We start from the raw sequence: 24481 nt of genomic DNA on the forward strand, positions 1-24481 counted from the left end.
GCTGCTACAGGGGGCTTCAACTTATCCACAAGCGGCCTCCAGCAAAATCCGCCCACTGGAGCAGGTGGCAGTTTCATTGCGATAGGCGAAATACAATTTGCTGCGTTCCGGGTCAAAGCGCAGGTGCAGCTGGATTTCGTCACCGGGGCGCACCAGTTGCTGGAATTTCAGCACTTCCATGCCCGCGAATTTCGCTGGCAGGTCCATCAATTGCTGGCCTAGGTTCAGCGCCCATTCCACCTGCACCACGCCGGGCAGTACCGGCGTTTGCGGGAAGTGGCCGCTGAAGTAAGCGAGGTCCGGCGGGACTGCCAGTTGCAGGCTCCACTCGCCGTCGACTTCGACCTGTTCGAGCACTTCCGGCGCCTTGACGCGGGGCGCCAGCAGCAAGGCTTCGACATCGGCCTGAGGCAACTTGCCCTGAGCGTTCAGTGGCATTTGCCGCAGCAATCGCCAGCGTCGGGGCAGGGCGAGGGTTTCGCAGTGCTGAGTCAGGTGCTGACGCAATTCCTGCGTGAGGGTGCGTCGCCCCTGATTGCGCAAGGCGTGCAGGCCCGATTCGCTCAACACCAATAGCGCACCCAGCGAGGCGCGGTTTTCCTGGACCACACCGAGGCGCGCTTCCGCGACCCAGTGGTGGTCCATCAGAGCCTTTTCCAGCATGGGCAGCGAGATACGTTTTTCTTCCAGTTTGACGATCCGGTCCAGCCGGCCGAGCAATTCGAAACGGCCGTTGGCCGTAATGCGTGCGGCGTCAGCAGTGTGTTCGGTGTGGCCGGCCGGCAAATAGGGCGATTGGATCAGCAGCGCGCCGTCACTGTCCTGGCTCAGTTCGACCTCCGCAAACGGCTGCCAGAGATCGTCCCCTTGTCGCCAGGCGATTCCACCGGTTTCCGAGCTGCCGAGGATTTCTGTCGGCCATTGTTCCAGACACTGGTGCAGGCGCTGCGCGGCCTCGGCGGGCAACGCACCACCTGAGGAAAACACTCGTCGCACGGCGCTCAAGGCAGGCCAGTCGAGGTTGTCTCCCATGCGTTTGAGCAGCGCCGGGCTGGCGACCCAGGCGAAGGCCGGGTGTTCACGGCTGGCGCGCTGCAAGTCTTCGGGAAACGCCAGTTGCTTGCGTACAAATGTCCGCCCGGCGCACAACGGCCACAGCACCCGAAACAGCAAGCCATAGATATGTTGAGTGGCGACGCTGCCGATGATGCACGCCTCGCCCAGGTCTGCGCCCCAGAGCTGTTCCAGCGCCTGAACTTCATTGGCCAGTTGGCGCAGGGTTTTGTCGATGCGCTTGGGCTCGCCGCTGGAGCCGGAAGTGCAGAGGCTCAACTGGCAGGCGTCTAAATCCAGCACGGCACCGGGGAGAGGCGGGTGACGGTAATCGCTCAGATGAGCGTCATCGGCCAGATTGGTCAGCCACAGGTCGACATCGGCGGACCAGCGCTGGCGAGTCTGCTGTTGCAAATCGGCGGGCAGCAGCACGCTGACGCCGGCACGCCAGGCACCGAGCAGGGCAATGGCCAGGTCGGCGGCGTCTTCCAGGTGGACGGCAATGCGCTGCACACCTTGGGCTTGCAGGCCGGCTGCCAAACGCAGGGCCTGTTCGCACAGTTGTGCATGATTCAACGCCGGTTCGGCCGTGACGGCACGCTCCGGCTGAGCCTTGAGCAACAGCTGCTCAAGTGTTATCCAATTCATGAGTGGCCTCGTACCCGTTGTCGTATCAGCCATTCAATGGCAAACAGCAGGCCCATCAATCCGTAGGAAATCAGACCGGTGTACAACATCCACCAGCTCAGCGGCGCCCAAAGGGTCAGGGCGGCGGCGAGCACGCCGTTAAAGATGAAAAACACACACCAGGCAATTGTCACCTGACGCGTATAAATAATGGCCTTTGGCGGCAGGTGCGGTTCTCGCAGGCGCGCCAGGCGTTCGACCATCGGCGGGCCGACTTTGAGGCTCAGTCCAAACAGCCCGAGCATGAACGCGCTGATCAGTACCGGGTACCAGCGCAGCAACTGCGGGCTGTCGAACAGTGCCAGCAACAGGCAAAAAGCGATGGCGATGGTCGCCATCCACAGGCTGCCGGGACGCCGCGCACCGAGCAGCGCCCGAGCCAGCCACAGGCTGCCCAAGAGCAGGCCGAACTGCCACGGAGCAAAATGTTCCATGCCGAAATACACCGCAAAGGGGTACAACAGGCCCGCGAGCAGCAGGCCAAGGCCGATCAGTCGGCTCATGCTGCCGGTTGAACCAGGCGATACACCGCCTCGACCACGTCGCTGACAGTCCGCACCGATTTGAATTCTTCGGCGGCGATTTTCTTGCCGGTCTGACGCTTGATGTGATCGATCAGGTCGACGGCGTCGATGCTGTCGATTTCCAGATCCTGATACAGGTTTGATTCGAGGCTCACGCGCGCCGGGTCCAGCTCGAAGAGTTCGACCAAGGCATCGCGCAGGGTGTTGAAAATGTCGTCACGAGTTTGCATGGTCCGGTCTCAAGCTGCCTGTTTTGCAGTGACGAACGCCGCAAGGCTCGCCACGTTGGTGAAGTGATTACGGGTGTCCTTGGCGTCGGCGTCGATTTTGATGCCATATTTTTTCTGAATCGCCAGGCCGAGCTCCAGAGCGTCCACCGAATCCAGGCCCAGGCCTTCGCCAAACAATGTCTGTTCGTTGTCAATGTCGTCGGCGCTGATGTCTTCGAGGCCGAGGGCGTCGATGATCAGATCTTTGATTTCACGGTGTAGATCGCTCATCTTCGGCGAGCTCCTTAATAAAGTAAGTATGCAAATATTCGTTGAGCTTGCGCGAAGCCTGCGGGGGCGGGCCTAGCGTTGCGAAAGACTGTGGGTCTATATCGGCCCCAACGCGAAAACTGAAGTGCACGCGGCGTTTCGGGATCCGATACCAGGGCTCGGCCTTGGTCAATGTCGTCGGGCTGACCTTGATAATCACCGGGGTGAGGATTTTCGCACCGCGCAGGGCGATCGCCGCGCCCCCCCGATGAAAGGCTGGCGCCTCGCCAGGCTGAGTGCGCGTGCCTTCGGGAAAAATGATCAAGGTCTGACCGTCTTTCAGCGCATCGGCAGCCGCGTCCAGCATGTCCATGCTGCCGTCGTTGCTGATGTATTCGGTACGGCGTAGCGGGGCGCGGGTAAAGGGGTTGTCCCAGAGGCTTTGTTTCACCACGCAATTGGCATGAGGCACCAGGCCAATCAGAAACACGACATCAATCAGCGAGGGGTGATTGGCCAGGATCATTTGCCCGGGGCGACCGAGTTTTTCCGCGCCCTGGATGTCGTAGGTCAGGACACCGGTACGGGCCATGAACCGGACAAAAAACCAGAAGCAACGACTGACGGTTTTTCGTGCGCGCAGGCGGTGGGTTCTGGCATCACCGGGCAGGCAACCCAGCAGTGGGAAAACCACCAGCCGCAGGCACAGGCCGCCTAACCCGAACAGGGTGAAGCTTGCGGCAGTGGCCAGCAGGCGCCAGTAATAGGCGTCGCGGTTTTTTCCGGTTACGGGGTGCGATGCCAGGTCCATACACGATTCTTCCAGGCATGTTGGCAAGTGGTTTGCTGGCCGAGCAGGGTACGCAACAGATTCAGGGCATGGGGCCAGTGGGCTTTGGACAAGCTTTGCGTCGAGCTGTTCAAGGACAACTGCCAGTCGGTACCGGGGGTCAGCAACAAAGCCACGGCATAGGGAAACGGCACATCGTCGATCCAGGTCTCGTAGGCGTCGGGCGGTTGTTCTTCGGCGACAATCAGCAGGACGGCAGGCGCGCCTTCGTCCAGCATCGCCGCAGCCTCTAGCATGCCGTGTTCAAGCCCGTCACCGGCGGCAGCGAGCGCCGTCATTTCGCTGGTTTCGCCACGCATGATCGACCATAGACCAATAACGGCGTTGTGGACGGACAAGCTGAATTGAGTGGGTGACAACGGTTGGTCGGCCGCCAGATCCCTGAGGATTTCGAACGTGCGCGGCGTTTCGCCGTGGCGGGATATAAAGACCAACGGTAGGTCAGTGCGACCATCGGCCAAGGGCCAGCCGACACTGAAGGCCATTCGCGCCAAACGGCTGAGTCGCCGGCGCTGCATGGCGGGCAGAAACGACACGTCGGGAGCGGCATCGCTGCTCGCAAGCACGACCGGTTGTCGGCTCCATGCCTGCCAGTCGTCCACGCTTTCGAGCCCGGGAGCCCACGCGCGCCATTGGGCGATGTTGAAGTTGATCACAGACATACATCCCGCCCCTGCAGGGCTAACGTGACGCGGTGAGTCGCAAAAACAGCGACAGACCTTACGTGGCGCGTAACGCCGAGTGGCGCGCATTATCCGGGTGCTACGGGTGCGTAGCAAATGCTGGTTACATTTTGCGCAAGGAAATGTACCGTCCGGTTCGCGAAAAGCTGTCGGTTGGCCATTATCCACATCAGCATGTGCGCGTCTGTCGGCCCGTTACCCGAATCAGTGAATGAGATTGCCTCCTATCAATGGGGAAACAGGACATGACTGTGTAGTCCCTGTCCCAAGGAGGTAGCTAAGCGATGCCGTGGACTACTACACTCGGTCATTCTTTGATACACGGAGGTCTGACATGCGGCGCGTGGTATTTAATCAAAAAGGTGGCGTGGGCAAATCCAGTATTGCCTGCAATCTGGCGGCGGTCAGCGCCAGCGAGGGCTATCGCACCCTATTGGTGGATCTCGATGCCCAGGCCAACTCCACTCAATACCTGACGGGCCTCACCGGCAATGACATCCCGATGGGCATCGCCGATTTCTTCAAACAAACCCTTTCCTCCGGCCCGTTCTCGAAGAAGAACCAGGTCGACATCTACGAAACGCCCTTCGACAACCTGCATGTGATCACTGCCACGGCTGAACTGGCGGATTTGCAGCCCAAACTTGAAGCCAAACACAAGATCAACAAGCTGCGTAAGCTGCTTGACGAGTTGGGGGAAGATTACGACCGGATTTACCTGGATACACCGCCCGCGCTGAACTTCTACGCGGTATCGGCGTTGATTGCTGCGGATCGTGTGCTGATCCCCTTCGACTGCGACAGCTTCTCGCGTCAGGCGTTGTACGGCCTGCTGGCTGAAATCGAGGAATTGAAGGAAGACCACAACGAAGGCCTGGAAGTCGAAGGCATTGTGGTCAACCAGTTCCAGGCTCGCGCCAGCCTGCCCCAACAGATCCTCGACGAGTTGATCGCAGAAGGGTTGCCGGTGTTGCCGGTGTACCTGGCCAGTTCTGTGCGTATGCGCGAATCTCACCAGGCGAACACGCCGCTGATCCACCTCGACCCACGGCACAAGCTGACCCAGCAATTCGTCGAACTGCACAATCTGCTGGAAAATGCCTGATCCTGCGTAACCACCGACCCCCTGTAGGCGTGAGCCTGCTCGCGAGAGCGGAGTGTCAGTCGACATCAATTTGACTGTTATATACCGCTATCGCGAGCAGGCTCACTCCTACATTTGATTGGCGGTGGTCTTAAATACCTTGGCTACGCAGCCAACTCATCAACTGCGGTAACGGAAACGCCCCGCTCTGGCGCGCCACTTCCCGGCCGTTCTTGAACAGAATCAGACTCGGGATCGAGCGAATCCCCAACTGCGCCGACAACTGCTGGTTCGCCTCGCTGTCCAGTTTCGCCAACCGGCACTTGCCCGCCAACTGAATGGCCGCCTGCTCGAACACCGGCGCAAAAGACTTGCACGGCCCGCACCAGTCCGCCCACACGTCCACCAGCAACGGCAGATCGCCTTTGATCTGGCTGGCGTAATCGCCTTGCTTCAATTCGAACGGCTTGCTCAGCAAGACCTCGGCCTTGCAGCGCCCGCATTTTGGATGGTCGTTGAGGCGCTCGGCGGGGATGCGGTTGAGGCCGTTGCAGTGCGGGCAGGGGATGAGGAGTGGGTCGGTCATTTTGGGCTCCAAAAAATTGAGCAATCAGACTCGCTGATTTGGAGTCGAAGGCAGGATTTATCAAGTTGATAAAACGACTGAATCGAATTCACAGCCGTCGCAATTGCACACAGTTTCCGGAGGGGCAGTGCTGAAACGGTAGCTACGCTGCGGGCAACTCAACACGACTTATCTTCAGTCAAGGAGATCGCTTTGCTTTCAACTGCGTGCTACTTTTGTTGCACTTATCGACTTCTCGATGTTTTTCACTTTCCGGATAGGAGTACTCCCATGTCCGTGACTTCCAAAATCCGCCGTCAAGGTGGAGCCGCCGTGATAACTCTCCCACCTACCTTACTGAAACTCCTGCATCTGGAGGTAGGGGCACAGTTGGAGCTCAACGTGGTTAATGGTGAGTTGATTGCTCGCCCCGTTGTGCCGTCTTCTCGTAAACGCTACAGCTTGACTGAGTTGCTTGAAGGCGCTGAAGAAATGGCTGAATTGAATGCGCTGACATCGTCTGCCCGCGAAGGTGATCCAGTTGGCCGGGAGTTGGGTTGATGGTGCGTGGGCAGGCCCCGCAGCGGGGCGACGTCTATTGGGTTGACCCCAATCCGGTTGCTGGACGAGAGATGATGAGTCGGCATCGCTTCGTGGTGATAACGCCAAGGGAAATCAATGCTCTGGGTGTCAGCATGACGGTCCCTATCACCAGCGGCGGCAGCTTCAGTCGAAACTCGGGCCTTGCGGTTGTCGTATCAGGACATGACACGACTGGGGTCGCGGTGTGTAATCAGGTGCGCAGTTTTGATATTGAACAGCGCGTCCGTGATGGCTCTGCCAAATTTATCGAGCGTCTTGATGACGTGACAATGGCCGACATCGTTGCTCGAGTCGTCAGTTCCATCGATCCACTGGATTAGCCAGCATCACGACGAACAACTAATCTCCAAATGCTTGCCCCACTCCGGCGGCCGCTCGGCGTAACTCTCCATCCCCGGCTGTTCCTCGAACGGATTGCTCAGCACCGCGTGCAGCCGCCGAACCTCTGAATAATCCCCGCTCTCCGCCGCATCGATAGCCTTCTGCGCCAGGTAGTTACGCAGGATGTACAGCGGATTGACCGCGTGCATCCGTTGCTGGCGCTGTGCTTGGTCAACCGCGCCTTCGCGAGCCACCCGGGCAACGTAGAGCTCGCCCCAGGCGTCGAAGCCCTTGATGTCGACAAAGTCATCACGCAAGCGGGCGACAGCCATTTCCGGTGACTTATCTCCGAGACGACGGAAGAACAGGCTGTAATCGACGCCACTGTTCTGCATCAGTTGCAGCAGCTGTTCCAGCAGTTTCTGGTCATCGTCTTCAGCGGTGGTGAGGCCGAGGCGACGGCGCATCAGGTCCAGGTAGTGGGCCTGGTACAGCGGCAGGTAAAGCCCGAGGGCTTCGCGCAGGGCTTCGACGCTGATGAACGGCGTCAAAGCCTGGGCGAGGGCGCTAAGGTTCCATTGGCCGATCGGCACCTGGTTGCTGAAGGAGTACCGGCCCTGATCGTCGGAGTGGTTGCAGATGAAGTGGGCGTCGAAGTCGTCGAGGAAGGCAAATGGGCCGTAGTCGAAGGTGATGCCGAGGATCGACATGTTGTCGGTGTTCATCACTCCGTGGCAGAAGCCATAGGCCTGCCACTTGGCAATCAGCTCGGCGTTACGCTCGACGATTTCGCGGAACATCGCCAGATACGGTTCCGGTTGTTCCAGGCATTCGGGGAAATGCATGGCCAGCACGTGCTCGCCGAGTTCTTTCTGCTTCTCGGGGCGTTTGGTGTAGTAGAAATACTCGAAATGCCCGAAGCGCACGTGACTCGGCGCCATACGCAGGACCATCGCCGCGCGTTCCTGCTTCTCGCGCCAGACCGGCGTATCGGAGCCAATCACGCACAGCGCTCGGGTGGTCGGAATGTTCAGGGCATGCAGCGCCTCAGAGGCGAGAAACTCGCGGATTGAGGAGCGCAACACCGCGCGGCCATCGCCCATGCGTGAAAAAGGCGTCTGGCCGGCGCCCTTGAGGTGCAAGTCCCAGTGTTCACCGGCCTCGTTGTAGACCTCGCCCAGCAACAAGCCGCGTCCATCACCCAGCTGCGGGTTGTAGGAACCGAACTGGTGCCCGGAATAGACCATCGCCCTCGGTACCGCGTCGGCCCAGAGCTTGTGGCCGCTGAACAGCTCGGCGAACTCCGGGGTTTCAGCAACGGTCGGGTCCAGGTCCAGCAATGCCATGGCCGCAGGGCTGGCCACCACCAGGCGCGGGTTATCGATGGGCTCGGGCAGCACATGGGCGGAAAACGTATCGCCCAGACGGGCAAAACGATTATCGAAGGTCAGTTCGTCGAGGGCTTTCACCGGCCATCTCCAGCAGAATGTCCAAGCATTCTGCTGGGGATAGGGCGGTTAGTCGAGCTTGGCGGATGGCGGCTCTTGCACGGGTTTGCCATCGGCCATCGGCACGATGGTTTTACTTTCCGGCTCGATCGGCACCATTTTGTATTCCTGACCCTGAAGGTTCTTGAGGTAGACCTCCATCTGCCGGAACGAGATGTTGATGTGCTGCTTCTTGAATTCGCGGTTGATGAAGCGGTTGACCTCATCGAGCACCGGGTTGCGGTCACCGAGGTCGCGCACGTGCATGCGCAACTCGTGGTCGAGGGTGCTTTCGCCGAAGTTCAGGAAGTAAACGTGCGGTTCCGGGTCCTTGAGCACGCGCGGGTTATCGCGGGCCGCCTTGAGCAGCAGCTCTTTCACCAGGTCCAGGTCCGAGCCGTAATCGACGCCGAGCTTGAGGGTCACCCGGGTGATGGTGTCGGTGAGGGACCAGTTGATCAGTTGCCCGGTGATGAACGTCTTGTTCGGGACAATGATGTCCTTGCGGTCAAAGTCGGTGATGGTCGTGGCGCGGATGCGGATCTTGCTCACCGTACCCGACAGGTTGCCGATGGTGATGGTGTCGCCGATTCGTACCGGGCGCTCGAACAGAATCATGATGCCGGAGATGAAGTTCGCAAAGATTTCCTGCATCCCGAAACCGAGACCGACCGACAGCGCCGCTACCAGCCATTGCAACTTGTCCCAGCTCACGCCGAGGGTCGACAGGGTCGAGACAAAACCGACGCCGGCGATCACGTAGGACAGCAGCGTGGTCGTGGCGTAGGCGCTGCCCTGCGCCAGGTTGAGCTTGGACAGCACCAAGACTTCCAGCAGACCCGGCAAGTTGCGGGCGAGGGCGAAAGTGATGCCGATGATGATCAGCGCGCCGAGCATGTCGCCGATGCTGATCGGCACCATGCTCATGGTGGCGCCCGTGCCGCTGGTGTATTCGTAGAGGGTGATGTTGTCCAGGTACGAGAACACCGAAATCAGGTCGGACCAGGCCCAGTACAGCGCGGCCATGAAGCCGCCGAGCAGCGCCAGGCGAATCAGGCGCAAGGACTGTTCGTTGACCTTCTCGATGTCCAGCGTCGGTTCCTCGATGACTGCTTCGCCATCACCGGCCTCCTTCGCAGCCTGACGTTTGGCCAGGGCTCGCTGGTACGCCAGGCGGCGCGCCGCCACGCTGAGGCCGCGGACAAAGGTGGCTTCGATCACCAGCCAGAACATCAGCAGGTAAAGGGTGTTGATCAGTCGATCACTGAGCTTGAGCGCCGTGTAGTAGTAGCCGAAGCACACGGCCACGAACAGCGCGATTGGCAGGGCGGTAAACAGGATCCCTACAATTTTGCGGAACAGCGAAGTGTTCTCGTGCGTCGGGCTTCGCATCAGTAAGCGGCTGAGCAGCCAGGCCATCAAGGCATAGCAGGTCAACACCACCGGCATGCCCAGCACGTCATCGGCGAGCGTTGCCGGTTGCAGTTCGGCGACCGCCACTACCGCCACCAGCGCCATGACCACCAGACCGAGTCGACGGACCCAGCCTTGAAGGAATTCGACCTGAGGCTTTTCCCAACGGAAATGCAGTTCCGCCACGCCACCCGGCGCGAGGATCCGATAGGCGGTGTAGAACACCAGCCACGCCTGGGCCATTTGCAGCAGCGCGGCACCCATGTTGGCGTTTTGCCCGCGGGCGTCGATCTGCAAGGCGAGGCCGCACAAGGCCAGGCCGAGCGCGACCGGCATCGCCAGCAAAATATTGATCAGAATGGCCTGAGGCGTGTGCCACTGGCTGTCGCGCTTGAAGTGGCCGATGTCCTTGTGAACCTTGTTCAGTCGGGCATACAGGCTTTTGCGTCGCCACAGCAGGGCGCCGATCAGCAGCACCAGCGGCAGAAACAGCAGCGGACGTTGAATCAGGCCATCGCTCAACTCACTCAGGCTGGAAAACCACGGCAAGGTGGTGACCTGGCGCTGCAAGCGTTCCGGCACGGCGTGAATCCATTCCAGGTCCAGCGGCTTATTGCTGGGGATCCAGAACATTTGCTCGTCGAGGGTCGCGCGCAGGCTTTGCGCGGTGCTCAGCAGTTGCTTCTGATTGAGTTGCAGGGTGATGGATTCGTTGAGCACGGCGCTCAATTCGCGGTTCAGTCGCTCCAGCAGGTCGGCGCGGGTCGTGGCCAGTTCCAGCAGGCTCTTGCGCAGTTGCGGGGTGACTTGATCCGGCGGCTGGGTCGACAGCAGATTGTCGACGTAAGTGGCCGGATTACTCAGCAGTTCGCGTTGCTGGCTGACTTCAAACTGATAGAGGCGAATGTCGGCGATCTGGTCGGCCAGGTCGCGGTCGAGCCTCAAGCGCGGCAGAGACTGCTTCTGTTTGTAGAGAATCTTGGACAGCAGCAGGCTGCCCTTGAGCACGTTGATTTGCTCGTCCAGCGCTGAATCGCTCTGGGTGACGTTGTCCAGTTGCTGCTTGGTTTGCAGGTTTTGCTGGGTGACTTCGTTGAGGCGGTCGGTGCTTTTGAGCAGGTAGTCGGACAGCTTCAGGTTGGCCGCGCTTTCGGTGGCCAACAGGGCGCTGCCACCGGACTTCTGCGCCTCGATGGACTGCTGGGTCACCGTTTCCTGGGACTGCGCCAGGCGTTTCTGGTTGATCAGGGTTTGCAGCTCCTGGATCTCCTGATCCAGGCGATCGGATTTTTCCGAGAGCAAATCGTGCTGGCCGCTGCCCAGGTCCTGCAACTGACTGTTGCCGGCCAGTTCCTGACGGCGCAACGGGATCAGTGCATTCAGGGCGGCGAGTTCAGCATTGAGCAAGTCGCGCTGTTCACCACTCAAGGTTTTGCCGGCATCTTTGCCCGTCTTGAGGGTGTTGTTGATTTGTTGAATGCGCGTCTGGCTGGTGGAAATTTCCGCTTGGGCGCGCTCTGGTCGGGTCTGGGCGGTAATCACCAGACTGTTGGCATCGGCCAGGGCTTTTTGCAGATCGCTTTGCTGAGTCGAACGCTCGGTGAGCATTTGCTCGAGCTGCGGGATCGACAGGTTGGCGTAGCGCTGCCCGACCGGCTGCGCCTTGGTCGCCTTGAGGCGCGCCAGTTCACGCTGGTTCTCGATGTTCTGCTTGGGCGCGGTGGCCAGTTGCTGTTTGAGGTCGGCGAGTTTCTGCTCGTAGTCACGCGCGTTGTTGAGCTGGGTCAGCGTGTTCTGCAGGATGGCTTGCAGCGCTTTCTGGTCGGCTTCCGGCAGCTTGCGGTCGGCGATCTTGTCCAGGCTTGCCTGCACGGCTTCGCTGGACGGCGGTTCGGCCGCTTGCAGCGTGCCGATGGAGAGGCTCAAGCCCAGCAGGGCCATGACGAAAAAGGTGCGCAGGGTTGACATAGAGACCGATCGAAAACGAGACGAAGAGTGGAGTTTAGAGGAACAAGCCCGGACCCGGGCGACTTCCTTCGGGGAATCTGACGCCCACTTTGCCGATCTTGTTCCCTTCCATGACCGCCACGGTCCAAATGGTGTTGTTCCACTCCACCTGGTCGCCGACCACGGGTGCACCCCCGACTTTCTGGGCGATGAAGTGGCCGAGCGTCATGTCCGGATCGATGCCTTCGACTTTCAACCCGTACAGCGAAGCAACCGCGCCCAGCTGGGCGTCTCCTTCGAGTACGAAGTCGCCGAAGAAGCGCAAATCCAGACCCCGCTGCGGTGCCTGGCTGAAGAGTTTTCCGAGCGCCGGCAGGTTGTGTTCATGGCCGATAACACACAGCAAATCATCGACTTCCAGCACCGTACTACCCGACGGATGGAGCAATTGCTGGCCACGAAACAGGGCTGCGATGCGCGTACCTTCGGGCATTTTCAGCTCGCGGAGGGGCGAGCCGATGCACCATTTCTCGGCACCGAGGCGATAAATGAACAGTTCCCACTCACTGGTGACATGCACTTCCAGTGCAGACCGCGAGATCGGCGCGGGCTCCGGCGGCACCGTCACTTTCAGCAGTTTGGCCACCCAAGGCAGGCTTGTGCCCTGCACCAGCAGCGACACCAGCACAATAAAGAAGGCGAGATTGAAATAGAGCTGGGCGTGGGGCAAACCGGCCATGAGCGGGAACACCGCCAAAATGATCGGGACCGCGCCGCGCAGGCCGACCCAGGAAATGAACGCTTTTTCGCGGCCATGGAATGCCTTGAACGGCAGCAGTCCGGCCACCACCGACAGCGGCCGCGCGACCAGAATCATCCACAGCGCCAGGCCCAGCGCGGGCAGGGCGATCGGCAGCAAGTCATGCGGGGTAACCAGCAGACCCAGCACCAGGAACATCCCGATCTGCGCCAGCCAGGCCATGCCGTCGAGCATGTGCAGAATGCCGTGACGGCTACGCACCGGCCGGTTGCCGATGACCAGACCGCACAGGTACACCGCGAGGAAGCCGCTGCCGTGCAGGGCGTTGGTCAGGGCAAACACCACCAGACCGCCGGCAATCACCAGAATCGGGTAGAGGCCGTTGGCCAGGTTGATCCGGTTGACCAGTTGCAGCATCAGCCAGCCGCCGCTGAGGCCGACGACGGCGCCGATACCAAACTCACGCACGAAGTGCCCGAGCAAGCTCCAGTGCAGGCCGGTCTCGCCGCTGGCGAGCATGTCGATCAAGGTGACGGTGAGGAACACCGCCATCGGGTCGTTGCTGCCGGATTCGATTTCGAGGCTGGCGGTGACCCGTTCGTTCAGGCCTTTGCCACCCAGCAGCGAGAACACCGCTGCGGCGTCGGTCGAGCCGACAATCGCGCCGATCAGCAGGCCCTGAATAATGCTCAGGTTGAACAGCCAAGCGGCGACCATGCCGGTCAACGCCGTGGTAATTAACACCCCGACCGTGGCCAGCGACAGCGCCGGCCACAGTGCAACGCGGAAACTCGCGACCCGGGTGCGCAAGCCACCGTCGAGCAGGATTACCGCCAATGCGAGGTTGCCGACCAGATAAGCCGTGGGGTAGTTATCGAAAATAATGCCGCCACCGTCGACGCCGGCAGCCATGCCCACGGCCAGGATAATCACCAGGATCGGGATACCGAGGCGGGACGAAAGTGAGCTCACCAGAATGCTCGCACCTACCAGCAACGCGCCGATCAGAAACAGGCTGTTGATGGTGATTGCATTCAAAGGCAGTACTCCAGAAAACGAAAGGCGGGCACAAACTGACCATGCAGTCTGCGTGCCAGCGATTCTAACCTGTTGAAATGTGATGCTGTCAAAAAGGTTTTTGCATTGATACACCGCGATGGCAATACCCGCCCTGTAGCAGCCTGCGTTCGGCTGCGCAGCAGTCGCGATTCCTATGTACCGGATTTGTCTGAAATACAGCGAATGACTATTTGACGACTGCTGCGCAGCCGAACGCAGGCTGCGCCAGCTGCTACAGGGGCGGTGTGATGGGTGTCAGAGGCTGAACCGCCCAACCATGTTGTTCAGGTCCAGCGCCAATCGCGACAGCTCATTGCTCGCCGCACTGGTCTGATTCGCCCCGGTCGCCGATTGCACCGACAAATCACGAATGTTCACCAGGTTGCGATCCACTTCGCGGGCCACTTGCGCCTGCTCTTCGGCGGCGCTGGCGATGACCAGGTTGCGTTCGTTGATTTCGACGATGGCGCTGTTGATAGTGTCCAGCGACAGGCCGGCGCCACGAGCAATGTTCAGCGTCGACTCGGCGCGCTCGGTGCTGTTGCGCATCGAATCCACGGCGTGCTCGGTGCCGCTCTGGATGCTGCCGATCATGCGTTCGATCTCGCTGGTCGACTGCTGAGTGCGATGCGCCAGGGCACGAACCTCATCCGCCACCACCGCAAAACCGCGACCGGCCTCACCGGCGCGAGCCGCTTCGATGGCCGCGTTCAGGGCCAGCAGGTTGGTCTGGTCGGCCAGACCGCGAATCACGTCCAACACTTTGCCGATATCGCGGGATTCGTTGGCCAGGTCGCCGATCAGCGTCGCGGTGCTCTGCACATCGGCGCTCATGCGTTCGATGGCGCTGACGGTTTCCTGCACCAGATCACGGCCATCACCGGCCGACGTCGTGGCATTTTTCGAGGCTTCGGAGGTGCTCACGGCGTTACGTGCGACTTCTTCCACGGCGCTGGTCATTTCGTTGACCGCAGTGGCCGCCTGTTCGATTTCGTTGTTCTGCTGAGTCAGGCCACGAGCGCTTTCGTCGGTGACGCTGTTGAGCTCTTCAGCGGCGGACGCCAGTTGCGTGGCCGAGCCGGAAATCCGTTGCAGGGTGTCGCGCAACTTGTCCTGCATCTTCGACATCGCCAGCAGCAAGCGACCGGCTTCGTCTTCACCATCGACGGTGATCGGGCGCGTCAGGTTGCCTTCGGCAATTTCCTCGGCAGCGCTCAGTGCGTTGGCGATCGGCTTGGTGATGCTGTTGGTCAGTAACCAGGCGAACAGCAAAGTCAGGCCGGTGGCGACGACCAGCAGGGTGATCACCAGGTTGAATGCCGAGGAATACTGGTCGGCTGCCTGCTGGTTGGTGTCGAGGGTCTGCTGTGTGTTGATCTCCAGCAAACGGTTGAGCACGGTGTTGACCGCTTCGGAGTTGGTCAGCAAGTCGGTGTTGAGCAACGTGCGCAGTTCATCGACCTGATTGTTGCGTGACAGGCTCTTCATGCGGTCTTCGATCTGGCGGTACTGACCCAGTAACTGCACGTATTGATCATAAGCCGCACGTTCCTGCGGGCTGCTGATCAGTTTTTCGTAGGTCGTCTGGGCGGTACGGATCTGCTGATTACGGGTTTCCAGCAGGTCCATGGTTTTCTGCTGCACGTCCGGCTCGCGGTTGACCAGCAAGCGATAAGACAGAACGCGCAGACGCAGGGTCAGCTGAGTGAATTCGTCGAGGCTTTTAATGCTCGGCACGCTGCTCAGGGTGATCTCCTCGGCGGCACCGCGAATCTTGCTCATCTGGTTCAAGGCGAACACGCCCAGGATCAGCATCAAGCTGCCAATCAGGGCAAAACCGAGGAACGCCCGTGGAGCGATATTCATATTACGAAGGGACATTGTGTTTACCGAAGTGAGCGCACCCGTGCGGCGCTGAAGCTGACGTATGAGTGACTTATCGGTCATGCGACTAAAGTCTTGAGTCCCTGCGCGTTTTTGTCGCACAAGCCCCCCTGGCGACGAAGTGCAGGAACCGGATCCGCCAATCACAGTCTCTACTGCTCGCGAGAAAGGTCGCCCGCCAGGAAAATCAAGGCTTTAGGCCCCAATAACCCTGGCATCCGTGGTGACTTTTCTTTATCGTACGCGCCCTTTGAAAATGCTCGGAAAATCAAAATGTTGGAAGCATCCCTAAGCCAATTGGAACAACTGGTAAATGATCTGGTGCAACAGAACCAGGCACTGCTGGGCACTAACCAGACCCTGAGCGCAGAACTGGCTCAGGCCAAGGATGAAAACGAAAGCCTGCAACTGAGCCTGATGGAGCAGGAAGAGAAACAAGGCGCCACCGCCGCACGCATTCAAGCCTTGGTTGAGCGCGTCAGCGCCGGTCCGGTCAGCGCATGAATCACGGCGCCGCAGGGGTAAAAGTCGTCTCGATCCTGGGGGAGGACTATTCGATCAAGGCGCCGGCCGGGGAAGAGCAAACCCTGCTGGACGCCGCGATGATGTTGAAAGCTGCTTTGGCCGACACCAAACGGAAGTACCCGACCCTGATCGGTGACCGCCTGCTGGTGCTGGCCGCGATGAATCTGTGCTCGCAGCAAATCGAAATGAAAAAGCAGCACAAGCAGGAACTCGACCGTTACCAAGAGCAAGTCAGCGCCACGGTTGAAGTGATCTCCAAGACGATCAATCAGGCCTGATCGGCTTTGCGCACAACCAAAGAATAAATTGTCGATAAGTGTTGTATACAATCGGCACGGCTGTTGCAGTGTTTCAGCCTCTTATTCTTTGGGGGTGCACCATGCAGTTCTGGCGACGCAGTATTCAATGGCAGTTGATCTTGAGCATGGGCACCGCCCTGCTGGTCAGTATCCTGATCGTAGTGGGCATTTATACCCTCGTGGTTAACCGTCTCGCCCAGAGCTATCTGGTCGAACAGGCCCTGCCGTCGAGCATCGAAGCGATGCGCAACGACATCGAGCGAATCCTCGTTCAACCCCTCACAGCCGCCAAGGACATCGCCAGCAATAGCATGGTGCGAGACTGGTTGGCCGCGGGTGAAGACAGCGGCCGGACGGCTGAATTTGCGCAATACCTGGAAGGCATCCGTGCTGAACACAAAGCCTTCACCGCGCTGATTATCGGCACCGCTTCAAATCACTATTTGACCGAAAAAGGTCTGGACCGGACCCTCAGCCGTTCCAATCCCAAAGACGCCTGGTTCTACTCCTTCCTCGACAGCAATCAGCCGCGCACCCTTAATATCGACAATGACACCGCGACCGGAGAATTGGCGCTGTTCATCGACCTTAAGGTCCAGGCTGCCGGTAAAGTCGTGGGCGTTGCCGGCCTGGGGCTGAGCATGAAAGAGCTGTCGGAGCTGATCCACAACTTCGCCTTCGGGGCGCGCGGCAAGGTCTATCTCGTGCGTTCTGACGGTTTGATCCAGGTGCATCCCGAAGCGAAATTCAGCGGCAAACGCACCTTGGCCGAGCAAATCGGTGCTCCGGCGGCGCAAGCCGTCATGGGTCAAAAAACCGCCACAAACAGCAGCTTCGTAAGAGACGGTGAAGACTTCCTCGCCTTGAGCCTGCCGCTGCGAGACCTGGGCTGGACGCTGGTGGCCGAAGTGCCACAATCGCAGATCTACGCCGAAGCCCGCCGCGCCATGTGGATGAGCAGCGGCATCGGCCTGGCCGTGGCGCTGGTTTGCCTGATGCTGGTGGTGTTGCTGGCCCGTGGTTTGGTGCGCCCGATCCGTCAGGTAACAGCGGCATTGGTAGCCATCGGTAGCGGCGGTGGAGATTTGACCCACCGGTTAGATTCCAGTCGCGCCGATGAACTGGGTGACCTGGCGCGCGGCTTCAATCGGTTCCTCGATAGCCAGCGTGAAATGATCGGCGAAGTGCTGACCACCAGCGAACGCTTGCGCACCGCCGTCGGCCAGGTGGCGAAGGTGGTGGACAACACGGCCCAGCGTTCTGGTCGGCAGCAGGAAATGACTGACATGGTCGCCACGGCCGTTCATGAGATGGGGTTGACCGTGCAGGAAATCGCCCAGAACGCCGGCAACGCGGCGGTTGCTTCGCAAAATGCTCGCGATGAGGCGATGCAGGCGCGGGAAGTGGTCGGCGGATCGATTCGACATATAGAAAGCATGTCGGATGAAATCGGCCTTGCGGCGACGGCGGTGGGCGAGTTGGCTCATCAGGTCGCCTCTATCGATCAGGTGTTGGCGGTGATTCGCGGGATTTCCGAGCAGACCAACTTGCTGGCGCTCAACGCCGCCATCGAAGCGGCGCGAGCCGGGGACATGGGCCGTGGATTTGCGGTAGTCGCGGATGAAGTGCGCACCTTGGCGCGCCGCACGCAGTCGTCGACCGATGAGATTCAGCAGATGATCGGCAGCCTCAAGCAGGGTGCGGAGAATGCGGTGTCGTCGATGCACAGCGGACAAGCGGCGACGGGCACCGGTGTTGAATCGAGCCAGCGCACTGGCGCGTCGTTGACGGCGATTACCGGGCAGGTGGAACGGATCAGCGACATGAATCATCAGGTGGCGACGGCGACGGAAGAGCAGTCGGCGGTGACCGAGGAGATCAACCGCAACGTGCAGGGGATTTCGGATTTGGCGCGGGCTACGGCTGGAGAAGTGAGAGCATGCCGTGAGGACTGTCAGACGTTGCAGCGGTTGGCGGATGATTTGGCGCGGCAGATGAGCAGCTTCAAACTGAGCTGATGAGTTGTCTGCGCTGACGCTATCGCGAGCAGGCTCACTCCTACAGTTGATCGCATTTCAACTGTAGGAGTGAGCCTGCTCGCGATTGGCCTTCAGCAACACCAAAGAATCAGAACCACTCATCCTGCATGTTCAGACACACATCATCCCGCGCCTCAAGAATCGTCAGTTCATGGTGGCAACCCGGCACTTCCCACGTCAGGAAATACCGTGCCGCCTGCAGCTTGCCCTTATAAAAGCTCACATCCGCCGCATGACCCTTGGCCAACCCTTCCTCGGCCCGAATCGCCTGTTCCAGCCAGCGCCAGCCAATCACCGTGTGCCCGAACACTTTCAGGTACAACGCCGAGTTCGCCAGGCTGCTGTTGACCTTGCCCTGCGCCAGATCAGTCAGCAGGCCGATGGTCACCGTTTGCAGGCGCGCCACCAGTTTCTCCAGCGGTTCACGCAATGCGGTCAAGGATTCATACGCCTGCGCCCGCGCGCCTGTGTCGGCGATCAGCCGGATCAATTGCTTGAGCCCCGCACCACCGTTCTGCGCCAGTTTGCGCCCGAGCAAGTCCAGCGACTGAATGCCGTGTGTCCCTTCATGAATCGGGTTCAGACGGTTGTCGCGGTAGTACTGTTCCACCGGGTATTCGCGGGTGTAGCCGTGGCCGCCGAGAATCTGGATCGCCAGTTCGTTGGCCTTGAGGCAAAACTCCGACGGCCAGGATTTGACGATGGGCGTCAGCAAATCCAGCAACTCATGGGCTTGTTTGCGCTCGGCTTCGGTTTCAAGCGTGGTGGTGTCATCGAACAATCGCGCCGCGTACAACCCGAGGTCGAACGAACCTTCGACATAGGCTTTCTGCGTCAGCAACATGCGCTTGACGTCGGCGTGTTGGATGATCGCCACCGGCGCGGTGTTCGGGTCCTTGCTGTCCGGCACGCGACCTTGTGGACGTTCCCGGGCGTATTCCAGCGAGTACAAATACCCGGCATAACCGAGCATCACCGCGCCCATGCCGACGCCGATCCGCGCTTCGTTCATCATCTGGAACATGTAGCTCAAACCGTGATGCGGCTTGCCCACCAGGTAGCCGACACACTCGCCGTTATCGCCGAAATTCAGCGCGGTTGACGTGGTGCCGCGCCAGCCCATCTTGTGGAACAACCCGGCCAGCAACACATCGTTGCGCTTGCCGAGGCTGCCGTCCTCGTTGACCAGGAATTTGGGCACGATGAACAGCGAAATACCCTTCACCCCGGCCGGTGCGTCCGGCAGCTTGGCCAACACCATGTGCACGATATTTTCCGACAGCGGGTGATCGCCGCCGGAGATGAAAATCTTGTTGCCCTTGAGGCGATAAGTGCCGTCAGACGCAGGTTCGGCGCGCGTACGAATATCCGACAGCGACGAGCCGGCATGCGGTTCGGTCAGGGCCATGGTGCCGAAGAAACGCCCGTCGATCATCGGTTGCAGGAAGCGCTGTTTCTGCTCCTCGGTGCCGAAGCTTTCAATCAGGTTCGCTGCGCCCATGGTCAAGAACGGGTATGAAGTGGAGGCCGCGTTGGCCGATTGAAAATGCGCGAAGCACGCCTGGGACAACAGCGTCGGCAGTTGCATGCCGCCCGCGTCGAAACTGCGCGCGGCGTTGAGGAAACCGGCTTCGAGGAACGCATCCACTGCCGGCTTCACTTCCGGAATCAGAATCGCCTGACCATCCTCATAGCGCGGCTCGTTCTCGTCGCCCTTGCGGTTGTGCGGGGCGAAGAACTTTTCGGCGATGTTGCGGGCGGTACCGATGGCGGCATCGAAGGTCTCGCGATTGTGCTCGGCGAAACGCTCACGCTGGGTCAGGCCCTCGGCATCGAGGACTTCATACAGCTCGAAAGCCAGATTGCGGGAACTGAGCAACGTCTCGGACATGGCGGCCTACCTTTTTTTGGAATGGACCGAGTCTAGGCGTGGGAATAAAGGCTGAACAGGATGATTGATGAGCGTGATGGTAGAGCCGCGCAGAAACTTAGCAAACACCACAAACCCCTGTGGGAGCAGGCTTGCCCGCGATAGCGGCAGATCAGTCAACATTAATAGTGACTGACACATCGCTGTCGCGGGCAAGCCTGCTCCCACAGTGATTATTGCCAAGCCAGGCCCCGTTGCAGGTGCCCGGTTCGGGTTTAGCCGATGGTCATCAAGCTCGCATTACCACCCGCCGCAGCGGTGTTCACGCTCAACGCCCGCTCAATCACCAGACGCTCCAACGCAATGTTGGTCTCGCCTTGCGACAAACCATGAACACCGACAATGGCGCCCGCACGCTTGGCCACTTGCTGGCACACCGCACGCAATTGGTCCGAATGGCCATGATGCAGAACCGCATCAAACACCACTTCGTCTTTGTTCCAGTCGGACACCAGCTTGATGCGTGCCTGAACTTCCTTCGGCAGGCGTGCGAACAACGCCTTGCTCATGTCAGATTCCGGCCACACCGCCGAACCACCGACAGCCAACACCGCTGCCAGTTGAGTCAATAGATCGCCTTCAACCTCGGCCAGACACAGCACGTGCTCACGCGGCAGGATGGCGTAGCTGTTGCGCTCGCCGGTCGGGCCCGCCAGAACACGGGTGATCCCGCTTTGCGATTGCGCCGAGAACTGCACGCACAGGGTGCTCAGGTCGGCAAACTTGTTGCTGTCGGCCCAGGCTTTCAGGGCCGTCAGCGGCTTGCTCATGGCGTCACGCAGACGAACGTCCGGCGCGGCGATAGCGTCACCGCGAGCGAAGGATTGTTCGATCGCATCGGTAGGACGTGTCGACAGCAGGCGGTACAGGTACAGCGGACCACCCGCCTTCGGACCCGTACCCGACAAGCCTTCGCCACCGAACGGCTGCACGCCAACTACAGCGCCAACAATGTTGCGGTTCACGTAGACGTTGCCGGCGTTGACGTTGTCAATCACCTTGGCGATGGTCTCGTCGATACGGGTATGCACGCCCAGGGTCAGGCCATAACCGGAAGCGTTGATCTGGCCGATCAGTTGATCGATGTCTTTGCGCTTGTAGCGAACCACGTGCAGCACCGGGCCGAAGATCTCCCGTTGCAGTTCGTCGAAGCTTTCCAGTTCGATCAGGGTCGGCATCACGAAGGTGCCGCGTTTGACTTCTTCGCTGTTGGCGATAGCCACCTGGTACACGTTGCGACCTTTGTCGCGCATGGCCTGGATGTGCTTCTCGATGCCCGCCTTGGCTTCGGCGTCGATCACCGGGCCGATGTCCACGGACAGGCGCTCAGGATTGCCGAGACGGCATTCAGCCATGGCGCCCTTGAGCATTTCGATGACACGGTCAGCGGAATCTTCCTGCAAGCACAGGACGCGCAGTGCCGAGCAACGTTGGCCGGCGCTGTCGAAGGCCGACGACACGACGTCGATCACGACCTGTTCGGTCAGTGCCGAAGAGTCGACGATCATCGCGTTCTGACCACCGGTTTCGGCGATCAGCGGGATCGGACGGCCCTGGGCATCCAGGCGACCGGCGATGTTACGTTGCAGCAAACGAGCGACTTCGGTGGAGCCGGTGAACATCACGCCTTTAACGCGCTCGTCACCGACCAGCCCGGCACCCACGGTTTCGCCACGGCCCGGCAGCAGTTGCAGAACGCCTTCCGGAATCCCGGCTTCGAGCAGCAGACGCACGGCTTGAGCGGCGACCAGCGGAGTTTGTTCCGCAGGCTTCGCCAAAACCGGGTTACCGGCCGCCAGTGCTGCCGCGACTTGGCCACTGAAGATCGCCAGCGGGAAGTTCCACGGGCTGATGCACACCACCGGACCCAGTGGGCGGTGGGCGTCGTTGGTGAAATCGTTGCGCGCCTGCACTGCGTAATAACGCAGGAAGTCCACGGCTTCACGCACTTCTGCGATGGCGTTGGCGAAAGTCTTGCCGGCTTCACGAGCCAACAGGCCCATCAGCGGCTGGATCTCGCCTTCCATCAAATCGGCGGCACGTTCCAGAATCGCGGCGCGTTCGGCGGGCGGGGTGGCCTGCCAGATCGGTGCGGCGTTCAGGGCGCACTGGATCGCGTTGTCGACGTCTTCGACGGTGGCTTCCTGCACATGGCCAACCACGTCACGCAAATCGGACGGGTTCAGCACAGGCGCAGGGGGTTCAGTGCTGGAGGCGCAACCGAGCATCGGCGCGGCTTTCCAGTGGTTGTGAGCCGTGGCCAGCAGGGCGCAGGACAGCGAAGCCAAACGATGTTCGTTGGCCATGTCGATGCCGCTGGAGTTGGCGCGCTCGGCACCATAAAGATCACGCGGCAGCGGGATACGCGGGTGCGGCAGGCCGAAGCCGCCTTCCAGCGTCGCCATCTGCTCGATGCTGGCCACTGGATCGGCCACCAGCTCCTGGATCGAAATCGATTGGTCGGCGATGCGGTTGACGAACGAAGTGTTCGCGCCGTTTTCCAGCAGGCGCCGTACCAGGTAAGCCAACAGCGTTTCGTGCGTACCAACCGGAGCGTACACGCGGCACGGGCGGTTCAGCTTGCCTTCGGAAACTTTGCCTACAACTTGTTCGTACAGCGGTTCACCCATGCCGTGCAGGCACTGGAACTCGTACTGACCCGGGTAATAGTTCTGACCGGCGATGTGATAAATGGCCGACAGGGTGTGGGCGTTGTGCGTGGCGAATTGCGGATAGATCACTTCCGGCACCGACAGCAACTTGCGGGCGCAGGCGATGTAGGAAACGTCGGTGTACACCTTGCGGGTGTAGACCGGATAGCCTTCCAGGCCTTCGACTTGGGCGCGCTTGATTTCGCTGTCCCAGTACGCGCCTTTCACCAGACGGATCATCAGGCGATGACGGCTGCGGCGAGCCAGGTCAATTACGTAGTCGATCACGTACGGGCAACGCTTCTGATACGCCTGGATCACGAAACCGATGCCGTTCCAGCCGGTCAGTTGCGGCTCGAAGCACAGGCGTTCGAGCAGATCCAGCGACAGCTCGAGGCGGTCGGCTTCTTCGGCGTCGATGTTCAAACCGATGTCGTACTGCTTGGCCAGCAAGGTCAGCGACAACAGGCGCGGGTACAACTCGTCCATCACACGCTCGTACTGCGCGCGGCTGTAACGCGGGTGCAGTGCCGACAGCTTGATCGAAATGCCCGGGCCTTCATAAATCCCACGACCGTGGGACGCTTTGCCGATCGAGTGAATGGCTTGTTCGTACGAGGCCAGGTACTTCTGCGCATCGTGCTCGGTGAGTGCCGCTTCACCCAGCATGTCGTAGGAATAACGGAAACCCTTGGCTTCGAACTTGCTCGCATTGGCCAAGGCTTCGGCGATGGTTTCGCCGGTGACGAACTGCTCGCCCATCAGGCGCATGGCCATGTCGACGCCCTTGCGGATCATCGGCTCGCCGCTCTTGCCGATGATGCGGCTCAGGGACGAAGTCAAACCTGCTTCGTTATGCGTCGCGACCAGTTTGCCGGTCAGCAGCAGGCCCCAAGTGGCCGCGTTGACGAACAGCGACGGGCTGTTGCCCAAGTGCGGGTGCCAGTTACCGGTGCTGATCTTGTCGCGAATCAGTGCGTCGCGGGTGCCTTTGTCCGGGATGCGCAGCAGCGCTTCGGCCAGGCACATCAGCGCTACGCCTTCCTGGGATGACAGGGAAAATTCCTGCAACAGGCCCTGAACAATCCCGGCACGGCCACCGGCACTTTTCTGATTGCGCAGCTTCTCGGCAATCGAGGAGGCCAGTTTGTTGGTGGCTTCAGCCATCGCTGCCGGCAGACGCGCCTGCTCGATCAGCATCGGCACCACTTCCGGCTCAGGGCGACGGTAAGCGGCGGTGATCGAAGCGCGCAGCACCGATTGCGGCAGGATGCTTTCGGCGAATTCGAGGAAGCACTGGTGAGCGTGATCCAGAGGCGCATCGACGGCGTCGTCGGAATCCTTGGTCAAACCGCTCAGCTCGGTCAGGGTTGCACCACCCTCGAGTTTTTCCAGGTAATTGAAAATTGCCTGCTTGATCAGCCAGTGCGGCGTGCGATCAATCGAGGTCGCGGCAGCCTTGAGGCGCTCGCGGGTCGGGTCGTCAAGTTTGACCCCAAGGGTGGTGGTAGCCATTTTTTTATCCTCATGTTTGCCACGACCGCGTGGCATCAGCTGGCGGCAAGATTAGCCGTGCAACCGTCGAGGTGCAACCGGGTGCAACCCTTTTTTTGTCGGAATAATAAGCAGCTCGTCAGG

General features: G+C 60.1%; 19 protein-coding genes and 2 pseudogenes. 7 read left to right on the forward strand and 14 right to left on the reverse strand.

Translation table 11 applies throughout. The features are described from left to right. Positions 1 to 21: 21 nt before the first annotated feature. The 6 genes from SB725_RS11315 to SB725_RS11340 are packed head-to-tail and all read right to left on the reverse strand — an operon-like array spanning position 22 to position 4255. On the reverse strand, positions 22 to 1701 hold the full coding sequence (locus SB725_RS11315; protein ID WP_027922073.1) for an acyl-CoA synthetase family protein: 1680 nt from the start codon (positions 1699 to 1701) through the stop codon (positions 22 to 24). Then, positions 1698 to 2243, reverse strand: coding sequence for a membrane protein (locus SB725_RS11320; protein ID WP_027922072.1), 546 nt, complete (start codon positions 2241 to 2243; stop codon positions 1698 to 1700). The genes SB725_RS11315 and SB725_RS11320 overlap by 4 nt, the downstream gene beginning before the upstream one ends. After that, positions 2240 to 2494: an acyl carrier protein gene (locus tag SB725_RS11325; RefSeq protein WP_007947135.1), complete on the reverse strand. Its 255-nt coding sequence runs from the start codon at positions 2492 to 2494 to the stop codon at positions 2240 to 2242. Before SB725_RS11325 ends, SB725_RS11320 begins: the two co-directional genes overlap by 4 nt. A 9-nt stretch (positions 2495 to 2503) precedes the next feature. Then, positions 2504 to 2764: a phosphopantetheine-binding protein gene (locus tag SB725_RS11330; RefSeq protein ID WP_027922071.1), complete on the reverse strand. Its 261-nt coding sequence runs from the start codon at positions 2762 to 2764 to the stop codon at positions 2504 to 2506. Beyond that, positions 2745 to 3554, reverse strand: a complete 810-nt coding sequence (locus SB725_RS11335; RefSeq protein WP_027922070.1) for a lysophospholipid acyltransferase family protein — start codon at positions 3552 to 3554, stop codon at positions 2745 to 2747. The genes SB725_RS11330 and SB725_RS11335 overlap by 20 nt, the downstream gene beginning before the upstream one ends. After that, positions 3530 to 4255: a beta-ketoacyl synthase chain length factor gene (locus SB725_RS11340; protein ID WP_059181766.1), complete on the reverse strand. Its 726-nt coding sequence runs from the start codon at positions 4253 to 4255 to the stop codon at positions 3530 to 3532. The genes SB725_RS11335 and SB725_RS11340 overlap by 25 nt, the downstream gene beginning before the upstream one ends. A 355-nt stretch (positions 4256 to 4610) precedes the next feature. Here SB725_RS11340 and SB725_RS11345 point away from each other — a divergent pair, with 355 nt between their 5' ends. Then, positions 4611 to 5381 carry a ParA family protein gene (locus SB725_RS11345; RefSeq protein ID WP_027922068.1) on the forward strand — a complete coding sequence of 257 codons (771 nt, stop codon included), beginning with the start codon at positions 4611 to 4613 and terminating at the stop codon, positions 5379 to 5381. A 130-nt stretch (positions 5382 to 5511) separates the two neighbouring features. Here the strand turns inward: SB725_RS11345 and trxC are convergent, their stop codons facing one another. After that, entirely contained in the window at positions 5512 to 5946 is a 435-nt protein-coding gene (trxC, locus tag SB725_RS11350; protein WP_027922067.1) for a thioredoxin TrxC, read from the reverse strand. 270 nt (positions 5947 to 6216) lie between these two features. Between trxC and SB725_RS11355 the strand changes: the two genes are divergently transcribed. Both SB725_RS11355 and SB725_RS11360 read left to right on the forward strand, forming a co-directional pair. Beyond that, positions 6217 to 6486, forward strand: coding sequence for a hypothetical protein (locus tag SB725_RS11355; RefSeq protein WP_059181765.1), 270 nt, complete (start codon positions 6217 to 6219; stop codon positions 6484 to 6486). Next, the gene (locus tag SB725_RS11360) at positions 6486 to 6848 is read left to right on the forward strand and encodes a type II toxin-antitoxin system PemK/MazF family toxin (protein ID WP_059181764.1); all 363 of its coding nucleotides are present in this window, start codon (positions 6486 to 6488) and stop codon (positions 6846 to 6848) included. The genes SB725_RS11355 and SB725_RS11360 overlap by 1 nt, the downstream gene beginning before the upstream one ends. Before the next feature lie 6 nt (positions 6849 to 6854). Here SB725_RS11360 and selO read toward each other — a convergent pair whose 3' ends face one another. The 5 genes and pseudogenes from selO to SB725_RS11385 all read right to left on the reverse strand — a co-directional run. Then, on the reverse strand, positions 6855 to 8318 hold the full coding sequence (selO, locus tag SB725_RS11365) for a protein adenylyltransferase SelO (protein WP_027922064.1): 1464 nt from the start codon (positions 8316 to 8318) through the stop codon (positions 6855 to 6857). A 48-nt stretch (positions 8319 to 8366) separates the two neighbouring features. Continuing rightward, complete coding sequence (gene mscK / locus SB725_RS11370; RefSeq protein WP_027922063.1) at positions 8367 to 11717, reverse strand: mechanosensitive channel MscK; 3351 nt, start codon at positions 11715 to 11717, stop codon at positions 8367 to 8369. 34 nt (positions 11718 to 11751) lie between these two features. Beyond that, complete coding sequence (locus SB725_RS11375; RefSeq protein ID WP_027922062.1) at positions 11752 to 13494, reverse strand: potassium/proton antiporter; 1743 nt, start codon at positions 13492 to 13494, stop codon at positions 11752 to 11754. A gap of 276 nt (positions 13495 to 13770) precedes the next feature. Next, positions 13771 to 14643, reverse strand: coding sequence for a methyl-accepting chemotaxis protein (locus SB725_RS11380; protein ID WP_404942955.1), 873 nt, complete (start codon positions 14641 to 14643; stop codon positions 13771 to 13773). Beyond that, positions 14626 to 15462 (reverse strand): annotated as a pseudogene (locus SB725_RS11385) (MCP four helix bundle domain-containing protein); the annotation flags it as partial. The pseudogene SB725_RS11385 and the gene SB725_RS11380, both read right to left, overlap by 18 nt. A gap of 210 nt (positions 15463 to 15672) precedes the next feature. On the opposite strand from SB725_RS11385, the gene SB725_RS11390 reads away from it, so the two are divergent. The 4 genes and pseudogenes from SB725_RS11390 (at position 15673) to SB725_RS11405 (ending at position 18241) form a co-directional block, all read left to right on the forward strand. Then, positions 15673 to 15903 (forward strand): hypothetical protein, encoded by a 231-nt coding sequence (locus SB725_RS11390; RefSeq protein ID WP_027922060.1) that lies wholly within the window; start codon positions 15673 to 15675, stop codon positions 15901 to 15903. Then, a complete protein-coding gene (locus tag SB725_RS11395; RefSeq protein ID WP_027922059.1) occupies positions 15900 to 16202 on the forward strand; it encodes a cell division protein ZapA in 303 nt (100 codons plus the stop codon). Before SB725_RS11390 ends, SB725_RS11395 begins: the two co-directional genes overlap by 4 nt. Positions 16203 to 16348: 146 nt before the next feature. After that, positions 16349 to 17377: pseudogene (locus tag SB725_RS11400) on the forward strand (cache domain-containing protein); the annotation flags it as partial. A 132-nt stretch (positions 17378 to 17509) separates the two neighbouring features. Further along, complete coding sequence (locus SB725_RS11405) at positions 17510 to 18241, forward strand: methyl-accepting chemotaxis protein (RefSeq protein WP_410921840.1); 732 nt, start codon at positions 17510 to 17512, stop codon at positions 18239 to 18241. 109 nt (positions 18242 to 18350) lie between these two features. Here the strand turns inward: SB725_RS11405 and SB725_RS11410 are convergent, their stop codons facing one another. Both SB725_RS11410 and putA read right to left on the reverse strand, forming a co-directional pair. Beyond that, the gene (locus SB725_RS11410; RefSeq protein ID WP_027922057.1) at positions 18351 to 20153 is read right to left on the reverse strand and encodes an acyl-CoA dehydrogenase; all 1803 of its coding nucleotides are present in this window, start codon (positions 20151 to 20153) and stop codon (positions 18351 to 18353) included. A 254-nt stretch (positions 20154 to 20407) separates the two neighbouring features. Continuing rightward, positions 20408 to 24358 (reverse strand): trifunctional transcriptional regulator/proline dehydrogenase/L-glutamate gamma-semialdehyde dehydrogenase, encoded by a 3951-nt coding sequence (gene putA / locus SB725_RS11415; protein WP_410921770.1) that lies wholly within the window; start codon positions 24356 to 24358, stop codon positions 20408 to 20410. Between the last annotated feature and the right edge of the window lie 123 nt (positions 24359 to 24481).

Source organism: Pseudomonas sp. SIMBA_041 (assembly GCF_046535095.1).
Classification (GTDB): Bacteria; Pseudomonadota; Gammaproteobacteria; order Pseudomonadales; family Pseudomonadaceae; genus Aquipseudomonas; species Aquipseudomonas mucoides.

What these genes read in the sequence shown, in the direction of transcription:
- SB725_RS11315 (WP_027922073.1), bottom strand. Translation starts at nt 1,701, where the DNA reads ATGAATTGGATAACACTTGAGCAGCTGTTGCTCAAGGCTCAGCCGGAG.
- SB725_RS11320 (WP_027922072.1), bottom strand. Translation starts at nt 2,243, where the DNA reads ATGAGCCGACTGATCGGCCTTGGCCTGCTGCTCGCGGGCCTGTTGTAC.
- SB725_RS11325 (WP_007947135.1), bottom strand. Translation starts at nt 2,494, where the DNA reads ATGCAAACTCGTGACGACATTTTCAACACCCTGCGCGATGCCTTGGTC.
- SB725_RS11330 (WP_027922071.1), bottom strand. Translation starts at nt 2,764, where the DNA reads ATGAGCGATCTACACCGTGAAATCAAAGATCTGATCATCGACGCCCTC.
- SB725_RS11335 (WP_027922070.1), bottom strand. Translation starts at nt 3,554, where the DNA reads ATGGACCTGGCATCGCACCCCGTAACCGGAAAAAACCGCGACGCCTAT.
- SB725_RS11340 (WP_059181766.1), bottom strand. Translation starts at nt 4,255, where the DNA reads ATGTCTGTGATCAACTTCAACATCGCCCAATGGCGCGCGTGGGCTCCC.
- SB725_RS11345 (WP_027922068.1), top strand. Translation starts at nt 4,611, where the DNA reads ATGCGGCGCGTGGTATTTAATCAAAAAGGTGGCGTGGGCAAATCCAGT.
- trxC (WP_027922067.1), bottom strand. Translation starts at nt 5,946, where the DNA reads ATGACCGACCCACTCCTCATCCCCTGCCCGCACTGCAACGGCCTCAAC.
- SB725_RS11355 (WP_059181765.1), top strand. Translation starts at nt 6,217, where the DNA reads ATGTCCGTGACTTCCAAAATCCGCCGTCAAGGTGGAGCCGCCGTGATA.
- SB725_RS11360 (WP_059181764.1), top strand. Translation starts at nt 6,486, where the DNA reads ATGGTGCGTGGGCAGGCCCCGCAGCGGGGCGACGTCTATTGGGTTGAC.
- mscK (WP_027922063.1), bottom strand. Translation starts at nt 11,717, where the DNA reads ATGTCAACCCTGCGCACCTTTTTCGTCATGGCCCTGCTGGGCTTGAGC.
- SB725_RS11380 (WP_404942955.1), bottom strand. Translation starts at nt 14,643, where the DNA reads ATGTCGAAGATGCAGGACAAGTTGCGCGACACCCTGCAACGGATTTCC.
- SB725_RS11390 (WP_027922060.1), top strand. Translation starts at nt 15,673, where the DNA reads ATGTTGGAAGCATCCCTAAGCCAATTGGAACAACTGGTAAATGATCTG.
- SB725_RS11395 (WP_027922059.1), top strand. Translation starts at nt 15,900, where the DNA reads ATGAATCACGGCGCCGCAGGGGTAAAAGTCGTCTCGATCCTGGGGGAG.
- SB725_RS11405 (WP_410921840.1), top strand. Translation starts at nt 17,510, where the DNA reads ATGGTCGCCACGGCCGTTCATGAGATGGGGTTGACCGTGCAGGAAATC.
- SB725_RS11410 (WP_027922057.1), bottom strand. Translation starts at nt 20,153, where the DNA reads ATGTCCGAGACGTTGCTCAGTTCCCGCAATCTGGCTTTCGAGCTGTAT.
- putA (WP_410921770.1), bottom strand. Translation starts at nt 24,358, where the DNA reads ATGGCTACCACCACCCTTGGGGTCAAACTTGACGACCCGACCCGCGAG.